Origin of the sequence: Rhizobium leguminosarum (assembly GCF_019798305.1) — a bacterium.
GTDB lineage: Bacteria > Pseudomonadota > Alphaproteobacteria > Rhizobiales > Rhizobiaceae > Rhizobium > Rhizobium leguminosarum_U.
Map to the genome: position 1 here is coordinate 201,574 of NZ_JAAXDD010000012.1, position 12,802 is coordinate 214,375.

At 61.5% G+C, this 12,802-nt stretch carries 10 protein-coding genes; 3 read left to right on the top strand and 7 right to left on the bottom strand.

All coding sequences use genetic code 11. The features are described 5' to 3' along the window. Positions 1–11 precede the first annotated feature (11 nt). From HFO99_RS22190 to HFO99_RS22205, 4 genes are read right to left on the bottom strand one after another with little or no spacing between them, the layout of a single operon-like run. Positions 12–986 (bottom strand): NAD(P)-dependent oxidoreductase, encoded by a 975-nt coding sequence (locus HFO99_RS22190; RefSeq protein WP_222301623.1) that lies wholly within the window; start codon positions 984–986, stop codon positions 12–14. A 21-nt stretch (positions 987–1,007) separates the two neighbouring features. Continuing rightward, positions 1,008–1,700 carry a FadR/GntR family transcriptional regulator gene (locus tag HFO99_RS22195; RefSeq protein ID WP_222301624.1) on the bottom strand — a complete coding sequence of 231 codons (693 nt, stop codon included), beginning with the start codon at positions 1,698–1,700 and terminating at the stop codon, positions 1,008–1,010. Between the two features lie 2 nt (positions 1,701–1,702). After that, a complete protein-coding gene (locus HFO99_RS22200; protein ID WP_222301625.1) occupies positions 1,703–2,872 on the bottom strand; it encodes a mandelate racemase/muconate lactonizing enzyme family protein in 1,170 nt (389 codons plus the stop codon). Between the two features lie 59 nt (positions 2,873–2,931). After that, positions 2,932–3,819 carry a sugar phosphate isomerase/epimerase family protein gene (locus HFO99_RS22205; protein ID WP_222301904.1) on the bottom strand — a complete coding sequence of 296 codons (888 nt, stop codon included), beginning with the start codon at positions 3,817–3,819 and terminating at the stop codon, positions 2,932–2,934. A gap of 335 nt (positions 3,820–4,154) precedes the next feature. Between HFO99_RS22205 and HFO99_RS22210 the strand changes: the two genes are divergently transcribed. From HFO99_RS22210 to HFO99_RS22220, 3 genes are all read left to right on the top strand, one after another. Continuing rightward, a complete protein-coding gene (locus HFO99_RS22210; RefSeq protein ID WP_222331812.1) occupies positions 4,155–5,006 on the top strand; it encodes a sugar phosphate isomerase/epimerase family protein in 852 nt (283 codons plus the stop codon). 599 nt (positions 5,007–5,605) lie between these two features. Next, a complete protein-coding gene (locus HFO99_RS22215) occupies positions 5,606–7,006 on the top strand; it encodes a selenium-binding protein SBP56-related protein (protein ID WP_222301627.1) in 1,401 nt (466 codons plus the stop codon). A 24-nt stretch (positions 7,007–7,030) separates the two neighbouring features. Next, positions 7,031–7,699 carry a hypothetical protein gene (locus HFO99_RS22220; RefSeq protein WP_168267021.1) on the top strand — a complete coding sequence of 223 codons (669 nt, stop codon included), beginning with the start codon at positions 7,031–7,033 and terminating at the stop codon, positions 7,697–7,699. Positions 7,700–7,933: 234 nt separating this feature from the next. Here the strand turns inward: HFO99_RS22220 and HFO99_RS22225 are convergent, their stop codons facing one another. The 3 genes from HFO99_RS22225 to HFO99_RS22235 all read right to left on the bottom strand — a co-directional run bounded on the left by HFO99_RS22225 (position 7,934) and on the right by HFO99_RS22235 (position 12,801). After that, entirely contained in the window at positions 7,934–9,640 is a 1,707-nt protein-coding gene (locus HFO99_RS22225) for an adenylate/guanylate cyclase domain-containing protein (RefSeq protein WP_222363606.1), read from the bottom strand. A gap of 400 nt (positions 9,641–10,040) precedes the next feature. Then, on the bottom strand, positions 10,041–11,087 hold the full coding sequence (locus HFO99_RS22230; protein ID WP_222247504.1) for an ABC transporter ATP-binding protein: 1,047 nt from the start codon (positions 11,085–11,087) through the stop codon (positions 10,041–10,043). Positions 11,088–11,100: 13 nt separating this feature from the next. Continuing rightward, the gene (locus HFO99_RS22235) at positions 11,101–12,801 is read right to left on the bottom strand and encodes a glycoside hydrolase family 32 protein (RefSeq protein WP_222363607.1); all 1,701 of its coding nucleotides are present in this window, start codon (positions 12,799–12,801) and stop codon (positions 11,101–11,103) included. Position 12,802 lies beyond the last annotated feature (1 nt).

A 12,802-nucleotide genomic window follows, 5' to 3' on the forward strand; every position in this document is an offset into this window, starting at 1 on the left:
GCGATGGGGCGCTATGCGGGAAAGCGCCGGCGGTAGTGTTCTACCACTTCGGGATTGCGCAAGTTGACGGGCAAGTCGCCCTTGATGACGCGCAGGGCTTCGCTCGCAACACCTGTTCCCATGCGCATCATGCTCTCTTCCGTCAGGCCAGCCAGATGCGGCGTGACGATGACGTTGTCAAAGCCGAAATAGGGATGATCGAGCGGCAGCGGCTGCGTTGCGAAGACGTCGAGCGCGGCTCCGCCGATGCGGCCGTCGCGCAGCGCCTCGATCAATGCCGCGTCATCGATCACCGGGCCGCGCGAGACGTTGACCAGAATGGCAGCGGGCTTCATGCGCCCGATGCGACCAGCATTGAGCAAGCCGGTCGTCTCCGGCGTCAGCGGGCAGCAGAGCACCACGATATCGGCCGTCGCAACAAGCTCATCGATAGCCACGAAACGCACGCCGTCCGGCACGTTTTCCGGCGACCGGCTCGTGGCGACCACCTCCAGGCCGAAACCGAACTTCGCGATCTTGAAAATCGCCTTGCCGACATTGCCCATACCGACGATGCCTATGGTGCGGCCGACGAGGTCGACGGCCGTATCCGACTGGGCGCGGCCCGCCACCCAGCCGTTCTGACGCAGTTGGCGGTCCATCAGGCGGAAGCGCCGAAGCAGGGCCAGTGTCACGAGGAAGACGTGCTCGGCGACAGTCGAAGCATTGGCGCCCGGGACGTTGGCGACAAGCACGCCGGCGCGGGTCGCCGCATCCATCGGCACCATGTCGAGCCCGGCGCCATGGCGGATCGCCGCGCGCAGCGCCGGCGCATCCTCGAAGAAGGCCGGCGGGATCGGCGCGCGTATGACGACGATGCCCGCGCCCCGGCCTTCTCGCAGCAACGTTTCGGGATCGGGCGCGGAAGCGACGCGCAGATCACCCGCAGCCTCCAGCATGGACTTGGCCGCAGGGTGCAGTGGATGTGTGGAAAAGATGAAGCTCATCGGCCCTCCCGCCGGTTGCGCCTATCCGGCTGCCTTCGCTGGACCGCCGATGAGACCCTTCCAATAGCTTTCCGCACCTTGAAGATGCGCGCTCATCAGCGCTTGGGCCAGATTGCCGTCTCGGGCAAGCAGCGCCTCGTAGATGCGGATATGTTCCTCATGCGAGCGCCGGCTGCGGGCGGCGTCGGCAAAATAGATCGGCAGGCGGTGCTCGCCCATGACGTAGTAGACGCTGCACACCCGATGGAAGACGCTATTCTTGGTGGCGCGGACGATCTCCAAATGGAAATCCCGGTCCTCGCGCGCCAGCCCCTCGCCGGCGGAAAGCTTCGCCTCGGACGCGGCGAGGATATCGCGCAAGTGCTCGTAATTCTCCTCCGTCGCCCGATCGCAGGCGAGCTCCGCGGCCTTGATCTCATGGATCTTGCGAAGCTCCACGGTCTCGTAGATCAGGATGGGATCAAGCGGCACGCCGGCGCGGGCAAAGAGGGCCATTGCCTCCACGCTCGCCTCCGTAGTCGTCAGATAGATGCCCGATTTGGCCCGGCGCTCGACGATGCGCATTGCCTCCAGAATAGCGAGTGCCTCGCGAACCTGGCCCCGGCTGACGCCGAAATGCTCCGCAAGCTCTCGCTCCGAAGGCGTACGGCCGTTGCCGCTCGAGTTCGAGAAAAGATGGGCCGCGAGATCGGAGAGGAGGGAGTTTTCTTTCATCGTCACTGTCTTTGCGCGTGAGTCTCCAGGACCCGCTGATTGATCGTGAAGCCCAGGCCAGGCCTGTCCGGGATCTCTATCATACCGTCTTTCACCGACACAGTGTCCTCGACAAGATCATGGATCATCGGATTGGCGCCGAGCGAATATTCGATGATGAAGCTTGCCGGGGAGGCCGCGCACAAGTGCAGGCCGGAAAAGAAGCAGGGCGCACCGGCCCAGAGATGCGGTGCGAAACGGAGATTGAAGGCACTGGCCAGCGAACTGATGCGCATCGCCTCCGTAATGCCGCCGCAAAAGGCGGGATCGGGCTGGAATATGTCGGCGGCCCGAAGCATGGCAAGATCTCGGAAGGCAAAACGCGTCGCCTCGCTCTCGCCGGCAGCGATCGGCACGTTCCCAGCCGCGCGCACCTCCGCCATGCCCGGCTTGTCATCGGCTATCACCGGCTCCTCGAACCAGGCGAGGTCGCAATCGGCAACCATCTGGATGAAGCGCTTCGCATCGGCAACAGTATACGTCCCGTGCGCATCGACCATCAGGTCGACGTTGGGGCCGACCGCTTTGCGCGCCGCCCGCACGCGCGATGCCGAGACATGCGGCGCACGATCCATCGCGCCGACGCGCATCTTTACTGACTTGAAGCCGCCGGCCGCGATATAGGACCGGAGTTGATCACCGATCCGCTCCGCACTCTCCCAACCGCCCGAGGCATAGGCGGGCAACCTGTCGGCCTTGCGGCCACCCAGCAGCTTCCAAACGGGAACGCCGAGCGACTTGCCGAGAATGTCCCAGAGCGCGATGTCGACCGCGCTGATCGCCGCGACGGAAAGGCCGCGCCGCGCGATCTCGGGCATGGAGTGACCCGAACGCGCCGCCGTCTCGTGGCGTACGCCGTTATAGAGCATCTCCCATATGGTGGAGATGTCGGCAGGATCGCGGCCGATGAGCTTCGGCCCCACCTCGTGGTTGATCATGTGGACCAGCGTGCCGTAGGTGCCCGCACTGCCCGCGGCATTCTTACCCTCTCCCCAGCCCACGATGCCGTCGTCCGTTTCGATCCGCAGGATCGCGCTATCGAAGGTCGTCAGGCGGCCGAAGTCGCTGCGGTGCTGACGGCTGGCCTCGATGGGAATTTTAACCCACCAGGCCTCTACGGTCTTGATGCGCATGTCTCGGATCCCCTGCCCCGCACGGCCCGCGAGCCGCATGGCATATGTCGTTCCGTTCGTTACTTGATCAGCGGCAGGATCGTCTCGGCAGTGATCCGCATCTGATCGTCGTAGAACTTCTCAGTGAGAAGGCTCGAGCCGTGGTCCTGGATGAATTTCAGCTGCTCCGGCGGAATATCGACGGGGTTGCGCTCGACCATGTCGGGATATTTGGCGGCCGGCGTCCGGTCGACCGGAGCGACGAATTCGTTGGTGACCGCGCCGTCGTAACCAATCTCCTTCAGCGTACCGATGATCTTCCGCCAGTCGAGGTGACCGAGGCCGGCGGCAAAACGATTGTTATCGGCGACGTGGAAATCGAACAGGCGCTTTCCAGCGAGCCGGATCGCTTCATACATGTCTTCCTCCTCGATGTTCAGGTGGAAGGCATCCAGGCAGACCCCGCATTCAGGGCTGACGGCATCGGCGAGCGCCAACGCTTGGGCGGCACGATTGAAGAAATAGGTCTCGAAACGGTTGAGCGGCTCGACTGCAATGCGCACGCCCCTCTTCTGCGCATGGGCAAAACACTCCTTGGTAGCGTCAACCACCCATGTCCACTCTTCCTCCTCGGTGCCATCCGGCACCACCTTGCCGACGGTTGCCGGCACCAGGGTGAGGATCTCGCCATCAAGTTCGCTGACCATGGTGATGACGCTCTTGACATAATCTACCGACCTGGCGCGCTGGCCTTCATCCCTGGCGGCAAGATTTCGTTCGCCGAGCGTCAGCGTAACGGCGCCCCAGCAGCGGATGCCATGCTCTTTCAGCAGCGCACGCGTCTCCTTGACGTCGTACTGTGCCGGCTCGCCGGATATCTCGATGCTCTCGTAGCCATATTTCTTGATGCGCTTCAGCGTGACGGCGAGCGGTTCCGCCCGCATCCAGTTGTGTGTCGAAAGATGCATGAGGTCCTCCCAGACAGTTGCAGCACGTTCGACCGCCAAGCGGGCGGCAAAGGTCATGTTATCGTTGGCCATCTCGCCGGCTTCGGCAATCTGGTTTGGCCAATTCTCGTTATTTGAAAGCTCTAGCTCAATTCTTGACCCTCTGCAAGACGGAGCCAAAACCTCGATATTTCTTTGGCCGGTCGGGATTTAATCCTGCATTTCTTGCTCAGACGCGAATCCGACACCCCAAGCGTGCAATAATCTGGCTTGACCAGATTCGAAGTTTTGGTATGACCAGATCTGAAAAAGTGATAGGGCGTCGCGCAGTGGCGGCAGGGCCAAGTGGAGGGGAGATGAAGATCGGCATGTGCATGTTCCTCTGGACGACAAGTGTCGGCCGGAAACACGAGGCACTGTTACGCGATATCAAGGACACGGGGTTTGACGGTGTCGAGATCCCGATCTTTTCGGGCACACCTGATGACTACCATCGGCTGGCAGACATGCTCGACCGGATCGGCCTGGAACGGACCGCAGTTTCTGCCATGGGCGACCCGCAGATGAACCTGATCGCCGCCGACGCCGCGACCCGCAGACGCGGCATCGACTACATGAAATGGGCCATCGACTGCAGCGATGCACTCGGCGCGACGATGCTGAGCGGGCCGCTGCATTCGACGCTCGGCAAATTTTCCGGAAGCGGGCCGAGCGCGGCGGAACTCAAGCGCTCGGTTTCCTCGCAACGCGCGATCGGCGATCATGCAGCAAAGCACGGCGTCACGATCGGGCTTGAGGCGCTGAACCGCTTCGAATGCTACCTGTTCAACACGATGGACGACCTTGCGGCCCATATCGACGCGGTCGGACATCCGAATATCCGCGCCATGTACGACACCTTCCACAGCAATATCGAAGAGGCCGATCCCATCGGCGCCTTCACGCGAAACAGTGACCGCATCGTCCATGTCCACATTTCGGAGAACGACCGCGGCGTACCGGGGCGCGGCAACATTCCCTGGGCGGAGACGTTCAAGGCGCTACGTGCGAGCGGCTACGACGGGTGGCTGACAATCGAGGCCTTTGGTCGGGCGCTCAAGGAACTCGCCGCCGCGACAAGGGTCTGGCGCGACTTTTCCGAGACACCGGAAGCGGTGTATCGCGAAGGCTTGCGCCATATCCGCGATGGATGGCACGCGGCGGCGTGAATACCAACCGATTCTCGCCGCGGTCGATAAGGGAACCGTCCGCCTGAACGCTGCACTGGCAGGCCACGCCTTACGCCTGAGCAATCACTTCTGCCTGCTCTCATTGAGCACCAGGTTCCCTTGCATATCGGAGGGATTTCCGAAGGCGTCCGCTCAGGAGACATCCGCTCAGGAGACCAGTGACATCGGCGGGCGAAGCGCCGCCGCCACATACCTCCGAGCGTCATTGACCGACAGGACCTAGCGGCCAGTCACCTCGATGACCTCGCCACCCTTGTGTGCGCATGTTGGCAATGCTGAATTCGCCGGCCGTTCAATGTGGGGATAACAGTATCACTCGTAACGATGGCTTCGCGCGGCCGCCGGGCATCGATTTTGTGATGCCAACCAAGCTCCTCGTAGCATCTGTAGTCCATGTCATTGATTCCTCTTCCGGTGCAAATCGAGATTGTAGTTCTCTAGAATCCGTGAGATTCTTCAAAGTCGGATGAAAATAGCGCGCGAACAACAAAGCGTCTCGACGTTTTCGGCGGGCGTCCAAACGCAGGTCGTGCCCTGATTATCTGACGGGCTGCTTAACCCGCCAAGGGAGGACGACGATGACTGTACGGCCAGACCGGACTTTCCACGCGACTGCCAAGCTCGCAATGCAGGCGCCAGTCGAAAATTTTGCATACACTTTGATGTTGAGTCCCGACTTCTCTCGGCCTGATGGATTAGCAATAGTTGACGTAGACCCGAAGTCAAAGGACTACGGCAAGGTCATCCATAGCGTGATAATGCCAAACAAGGGCGACGAGTTTCACCACTTCGGCTGGAACGCGTGCTCTTCGGCCCTTTCGCCGCTGAACGGTCATCCGTTTCTCGAGCGCCGGTTTCTGATCATTCCCGGTATTCGATCTTCGCGCATCTACGTAATAGACACCAAGGGCGGACCGACCAAAGCCAAAATCCACAAGGTCATCGAGCCAGAAGAAGTGTTTGCCAAGACGGGCTATTCTAGGCCTCATACGATTCACTGCGGTCCGGAAGGTATTTATGTCTCGACGCTTGGAGGCGGTGGCCCTGAGGGCACCGACGGACCTCCCGGCATCTTTGTCATGGATTGCGAGACGTTCGATGTCATCGGGCGCTATGAGATCGATCGTGGGCCACAGGACAAGCAGTATGATTTTTGGTGGAACCTGCCACGCGACTACATGGTATCGAGCGAGTGGGCACTTCCGCCGCAGTTCGAGAAGGGCATCGTCCCGGAAGATCTCCTGTCGAACAAATACGGACACCGGGTGCATTTCTGGGATTTGCGCGAACGCAGGCACGTGCAGACCATTGATCTGGGAGCCAATCACCAGATGGCACTGGAAGTCCGCCCCGCCCATGATCCGGTAAAGGAATACGGTTTCCTTGGAGTGGTCGTTGACACGACAAACCTTGAGGGATCGATCTGGACATGGTGGCGCGAGGACGGCAAATTCCATTGCGAAAAGACGGCGACTATCCCGCCCGAGGCAGCCGCGAAAGATGACCTTCCCCCGCTTTTGCAGGGCTTCGAGGCAGTCCCGCCGCTGGTAACCGACATAGACCTATCGCTCGATGACCGCTTCCTCTACGTATCCTGCTGGGGGACCGGTGAGATGCGCCAATATGACGTCACCGATCCTATGAAGCCTAAGCTTGCAGGGTCCGTCCATATTGGCGGCATCACGCGCAAGACCAAGCATCCCGGCGGCGGCGACTACAGGGGCGGACCGCAGATGGTCGAGATCAGCCGTGACGGCAAACGCGTTTACTGGACCAACTCCCTGTATTCGACCTGGGATGACCAATTCTATCCCGATGGTATCCCGGCAGCCATGGTCAAGGCCAGTGTCGGCGAGAACGGTGGGATCACCCTGGACAAGGACTTTTTTGTCAAGTTCCCCGAGGGGTATCGCTCGCACCAGATTCGTTTGGAAGGCGGCGATTGCTCAACGGATTCATTTTGCTATCCATCGGTGTAACGGACTGCTCGGATCAATGAAGCGATGAGCGAGTGGACGACTGCCGGGTCTCTCTGGTTGGCCGTCATCGCCAGCGGCATTTATCATGGCGTCAACCCCGGCATGGGCTGGCCGTTGGCCGTCTCGGCCGGACTGTTGGACAGACGTGCCAGCGAATTGTTCCGGGCGCTCGGCCTTTTGGCAATGGGCCACTTTGTGGCGATGATTGGCATCCTGCTGCCCTTCGGCGCGATGCTGACGCTGATTGTCTGGGAACGACAGATCCGCATCGCAGCCGGGTTGATCGTGATCGCAGCCGGAATCTATCTCTTGATCAACCGGCGCCACCCGCGTGTTCTTGCCCGTATCCCGCCGGCGCAACTGGCGTTGTGGTCCTTCGCGGCTGCCACCGCGCATGGCGCCGGGCTGATGCTGGTGCCGATTTATCTAGGCCTGTGCTTGGCCGCGGAACCGGATGTCGGACACCGAGCGGCTGCCACGCTCATGACTGGTAATCTGATCACCGCCACCGCCGTCTCCGTGGTCCACGCGGCCGCTATGATTGTAAGTGGCGGCGTTATCGCCATTGCCGTCTATCGATGGCTCGGACCCAAGTTCATCTCACAAAGCTGGTTCAATCTCGATATCGTGTGGGCCGCGAGCCTGATCCTGGTGGGGGGAATTGGGATCGCGAGCCTCGGATTCGCTCAGTAGGCCTGAGGCCCTCGATGGTAACGACAACCTTACGGTATGATGAATTCGGGGCTACGGGCTCGTCGCCACCATGATGCAAGCGGTCCAGCGGAAAGTCATGCGAGACTCGGGCTGGTTGACGCGTTTTGTGGAGCGTCTGATGAAGCTTGGCACTGCGATCCAGGCCGCCGTTCTCGCGCAGCGCATATCCGTTGATAAAGTCCTCGAACGCGTCGCGATTGTCCCCACCCGCTGTCACATCTCCGGCAGGCCGGCCTTTCGAAAGCCGTCGACAAAGTGGTCTCGTACAGATGCATCGCGCAGCGGCTGGGAACTGAGCCAATGGCGGATCGTGAAATGAGGGTGGGCGATCAGGAACAATTCTGCTTCTCGCCGCGCCTCCTCAAGGTGGCCCAACTGCGCAAGCGTAGCAGCCAGGAATTTGCGTGAGTTGGTACGATACGTGCCTTCCCTGCGGAGTGTCGCGGCTGCCGCCTCATAGTCACGCGCGGCGTACTGCGCCTGCCCAAGATGACAAAGATACCAGCAGGTTGGATGGGGATTGAGCCGCAGAGCCTTTTCGATTTGCGCTAGTCCGTCGGCAACCCTGCCGTCCAGCACGGACATGTCCGACATGGCGGCCCAGGTGTCGGCGTGGTTGGGGTCCAGCTCCAGGGCCTTGGCGAAGGCGGCGTCCGATTCCTCCCATCGCCGCTCATAAGCCAAAATGGTCCCCAGAACGTAACGGCAGCCGGCATCGTTGGGATCCAGGTCGACCGCCTTCTGCGCGAACGTCACCGCCATTCGACGGTTAGGATCTTCGGGCTCGCCGAAATGAGTCCAGGCAAGCCAACGGTTATAGGCGAGCAGACCGAGCGCCTCGGCATATGATGGCTCGAGCTTGACCGCGCGTTGGAGCAGCATATAGGCCTCACGCTCAGTTTGCGGCGACTCTTCCGTCAGGAGGCGGGCGCGCACGCACAGATCGTACGCCTCGAGGTTCTTCGGCCGGTTGCGCTGCTTCGGGATGGTCAGCCGGCCGACGAGGGCTTCAACAATCTTGGCGTTAACTTCGTCCTGCAATTCGAAAACATCTTCCACCGTCCTGTCAAACCGGTCGGCCCACAAGTGCTGGCCGCCAAGCGCATCGATCAATTGGGCATTGATGCGGACACGGCCCATTGCGCGTCTGGCGCTCCCCTCCAGGACGTAGCGGACGCCGAGTTCCTGGGCGACCAGCCGGACGTCGACCGGCTTGCCCTTGTAGCAGTACACCGAATTGCGCGCGATGACGAACAGGCCAGCCGTACGGGAAAGGTCGGTGATCAGGTCTTCGGTCAAGCCGTCGACGAAAGGCGCGTCCGCTTCATCCCCGCTCATATTCGTGAACGGCAATACGGCGATCGAGGGACAATCGGGCAGCGGCAATGTGCTCTGCAGCGCATCCGGCCAATGCCACACGCGGACCGAGCGAGTGAGATTCTTCAGGTAGCGTTCGCCTGCATCAAAGAACCGGTCGCCGATCTTGCCGACGATCTCACCGTGAACTTTGGCTGAAATGCATATACCGCCCGGTGCGGCCTGCGTCTCGAGTCGCGCCGCGACATTGACGCCGTCGCCGAGGATGTCTGACCCGTCGTCAATGACATCTCCCAGATTGACGCCTATACGCAAAAGCAGGCGCCGGTCTTCGGAAGCCTCAACAGCAGTGGTGGCCCGTTGCATTTCCAATGCTGCTGCGACCGCGTCGACCGCGCTACCGAATTCGATCAGGAATCCGTCGCCCACGACCTTGAAGATGCGACCCTTGTGGCGCATCACGGCCGGCTGGATAACGCCAGAACGGAGTTCCCTGAGGTTCGCCAGCGTTGCGACTTCATCAGCCTCCATCAGGCGTGTATATCCCACCACATCGGCAACGACGATGGCGGCAAGGCGACGCTGAATAGATTGGTTCGTCATGTGAGGACAAGCCTGATGACCAAATTAGCAAGTTATTGTTCAACCGCAGGTAAGTCAACAAATCGTAAGAGGTAAATTCCAAGCGATCTCCACCTCCATCGAGCCGCAATCCTTCTTTGTGACCGACGGCGTCGAGGTGGACGACACGGAAATGAGTATCCACGAAAAGCGGACGGTTCTTGAACGTCTGGTGATGGGCGGGACGGTCCGGTCGCTGCTACCTGCACCGCCCTCGGAGCACGTTTGGCAGGCGCGTGGCAACAGATCGCCGTGCAATTGGCTAATTCGATCAACTGAAGGGCCGAACACCCAAAGCTAAGTTGTCGCAAGCCTGGACGGCACCGGCACCGAACCGCGCCCGTCAATTGACGGACGCGGCTCAGCGGGAGGCGCCGGGGGATCAGCCTATCCGACTGCCTTCGGCGGAGAAGAGGTGGACTTTCTCGGATTTGGGCGCGAGGTGGATTTGCTGGTCAGGTTTTAAATCCACCCGCCGGTGCAGCACGACGGTTGCCGTCTCCGTGCCGACACGCACCGAAAGATGGGTCTCCGCACCGGTCGGCTCAACAGTCAGCACGGTGGCCGGAATGCCCGTCTCCGCAATGTCGAGGTCCTCAGGGCGGATGCCGTAGGTGCGCGCCGCGCTTTGGCTCAATTGCGGCGGAAGCGGCAGGGAAACACCGCCTTCGATACGGAAGCCGCCGTCGCTGACGCCGCCCTCGAAAAGGTTCATCGACGGCGAGCCGATGAAGGCGGCGACGAAGGTGTTATCTGGGCGGTCGTAGAGATCGAGCGGCTTGCCGATCTGCTCGATGCGGCCGGCGCGCATGACGACGATCTTGTCGGCCATGGTCATCGCCTCGATCTGGTCGTGAGTGACGTAAACGATGGTCGTGCCAAGGCGCTGATGCAGCTCCTTGATCTCGCTGCGCATGGTCACCCGCAGTTTGGCGTCGAGGTTGGACAGCGGCTCGTCAAAGAGGAACACTTTCGGATGGCGTACGATGGCGCGGCCCATGGCGACGCGCTGGCGCTGGCCGCCGGAAAGCTGTTTCGGCAGGCGCTCCAGCAGGGGTTCGAGTGCGAGAATGGCGGCGGCTTCGCTCACCAGCTTGTCGATTGTCGCCTTATCGCGCCCCTGCAGCTTCAGGGCAAAGCCCATATTTTCGCGCACCGTCATGTGCGGATAGAGCGCGTAGGACTGGAACACCATGGCGATATCGCGCTCCTTCGGCGCGACGTCGTTGACGACGCGGCCGTCGATGCGGATTTCACCGCCGCTGATATCCTCTAGCCCCGCCAGCATGCGCAGAAGCGTGGACTTGCCGCAGCCGGACGGCCCGACGAGTGTGACGAACTCACCGTCCGCGATATCCGCGGAAACCCCGTGGATAACGCTGGCCGCGCCGTATTGCTTCAGAACCCGGTCGATTGCCACCGATGCCACTGTCTGTCCTCCCTCACAGTTTCAATTGCCAGACGCCGGCCGCGGCGACGGCGCCGGTGAGCGTTGCCGAACGTGCGGCGGCAAAGCCCGGAATGCGTTTGGACCCGGTCCAGCGGCCGTTGTCAGCGAAGACCTCGATGGAGCCGGCATCGAGGAAGATGCGCAGGCTCGACGGTTTCGCCCCGGTGGCGACGTAACGTGGCGGCGTTTTACCGGTGCGAGCGTCGAAGACAATCGCCAGACCATCTGCATCGAGTTTCACGCCTAGATCGACATCCGGATGATCGAAGGTGAGATCGAAGGCGGCGCCCGGCGCGGTGAGATCAAGTACGATCTCGACGGCGCCGGTGCCGAGCGGCACGGTCTTGCCGGCGACAAGCGCGGTGTCATCAAGCAACTGATGGCGCAGGCTTTCGACGGCTGCGACCGGTGGGGTCAGCACGGTGTCGCCATCGAGAAGCACGCGGCGCGGCAGGGTCATGGTCGTCGGGAAATCATCCTTATTGGAAAAATCCGTCCAGTTGGCGAGCCAGGCGATGCCGACCGGCTCATTGCCATCAACGAAGGCCTGGAAGGCATAGGCATCCGAACCGAAATCCAACTCCTGCACGAATTCCGCGATGAAGGTGCGGCCATCGAAACCACCGACGGTGACAGAGGTGAGGTTGCGGCGGCCGGTGGCCGGGTCGCGGCTGGTGAGCAGACCGAAGATCAGCCCCCAGCGGGTTTCTGCGTTTTTGCCGGAAAGCGGCACCATGCAGGGGCATTCCGCCGCCGTCATGCCGAAACTGTCCTCGCGATGGATGATGCCGAGGAAGGTCCAGCCATCGGCGCCTTGCGGGTCCGCGGTTTCATAGAGCAGTACGACGCCGCCCTGCCTGTCGCGGCTGCCGAGCAGCATCTTCCAGCGCCCTTCCGGGCCTTTGAAGACATAGGGGTCGCGGAAATCGGTGGTGAGGTTCAAGCCTTCCGGGCGCAGCGGCATCACGATTTCCGGCGGGCCTGCGACGATGCCGTCGCCGCTGACAGCGGAAAGCTGGATTTGCTCTTCCGGTTGCCGGTCACGCACATGCTCGGTGTAGAAGACGCGGATTTCCTCACCTTCCGGGCCGCTGCCGGGGATCGCCGAGCCGGAGAAGGCGCCGCCGCGGCCATCGTCCTTTTCCGATAGATGCGCCGCCGGGAAGAGGAACATGGGCAGATGCGTCCAGCGGACGAAATCCTTCGAGACGGCATGGCCCCAGTGCATGGTGTTCCAGCGCGGCTCATGGGGATAATGCTGGTAGAAGAGGTGAACCTTTCCGCCGAACCGTCCAAAACCGTTCGGATCGTTCATCCAGCCGAAGGGCGGGCGGAAATGGTAGCTGTCGGGCACGTCGGGGGCGGCGGTGCGGGCATCGCTGTGCAGGACGCGGATGCCCTCCTTCATCACGGTTTCCGGCCGGAAGGCATAGGCGACGGAAAGCGCTGTGGTTGTCGCATCATAGGACAGCGTGGCACGACCGCCCTTCGCGAGGGTCACAGCGCAGAACTCAAATTCCCCCGTGCGGCGGGTTGAGGGCTCGCCGACGTCGTTGCCATCGACCGCGACGAAGAGCTTCGCCTCGCCGCCGGCATGGCGCGCCTTCAGCCACAGATGCAGAACCGTGCCTTCGGACAGCGCCGCTTCGATGGTTTCAGGTGCTGACGTTTCGGATTTTGCCTGCAGAGACATG

Excerpts from the sequence above, each read along its gene's own strand:
- HFO99_RS22215 (WP_222301627.1), top strand. The coding sequence starts at position 5,606 with ATGACTGTACGGCCAGACCGGACTTTCCACGCGACTGCCAAGCTCGCA.
- HFO99_RS22205 (WP_222301904.1), bottom strand. The coding sequence starts at position 3,819 with ATGCATCTTTCGACACACAACTGGATGCGGGCGGAACCGCTCGCCGTC.
- HFO99_RS22225 (WP_222363606.1), bottom strand. The coding sequence starts at position 9,640 with ATGACGAACCAATCTATTCAGCGTCGCCTTGCCGCCATCGTCGTTGCC.
- HFO99_RS22210 (WP_222331812.1), top strand. The coding sequence starts at position 4,155 with ATGAAGATCGGCATGTGCATGTTCCTCTGGACGACAAGTGTCGGCCGG.
- HFO99_RS22220 (WP_168267021.1), top strand. The coding sequence starts at position 7,031 with ATGAGCGAGTGGACGACTGCCGGGTCTCTCTGGTTGGCCGTCATCGCC.
- HFO99_RS22195 (WP_222301624.1), bottom strand. The coding sequence starts at position 1,700 with ATGAAAGAAAACTCCCTCCTCTCCGATCTCGCGGCCCATCTTTTCTCG.
- HFO99_RS22235 (WP_222363607.1), bottom strand. The coding sequence starts at position 12,801 with ATGTCTCTGCAGGCAAAATCCGAAACGTCAGCACCTGAAACCATCGAA.
- HFO99_RS22190 (WP_222301623.1), bottom strand. The coding sequence starts at position 986 with ATGAGCTTCATCTTTTCCACACATCCACTGCACCCTGCGGCCAAGTCC.
- HFO99_RS22200 (WP_222301625.1), bottom strand. The coding sequence starts at position 2,872 with ATGCGCATCAAGACCGTAGAGGCCTGGTGGGTTAAAATTCCCATCGAG.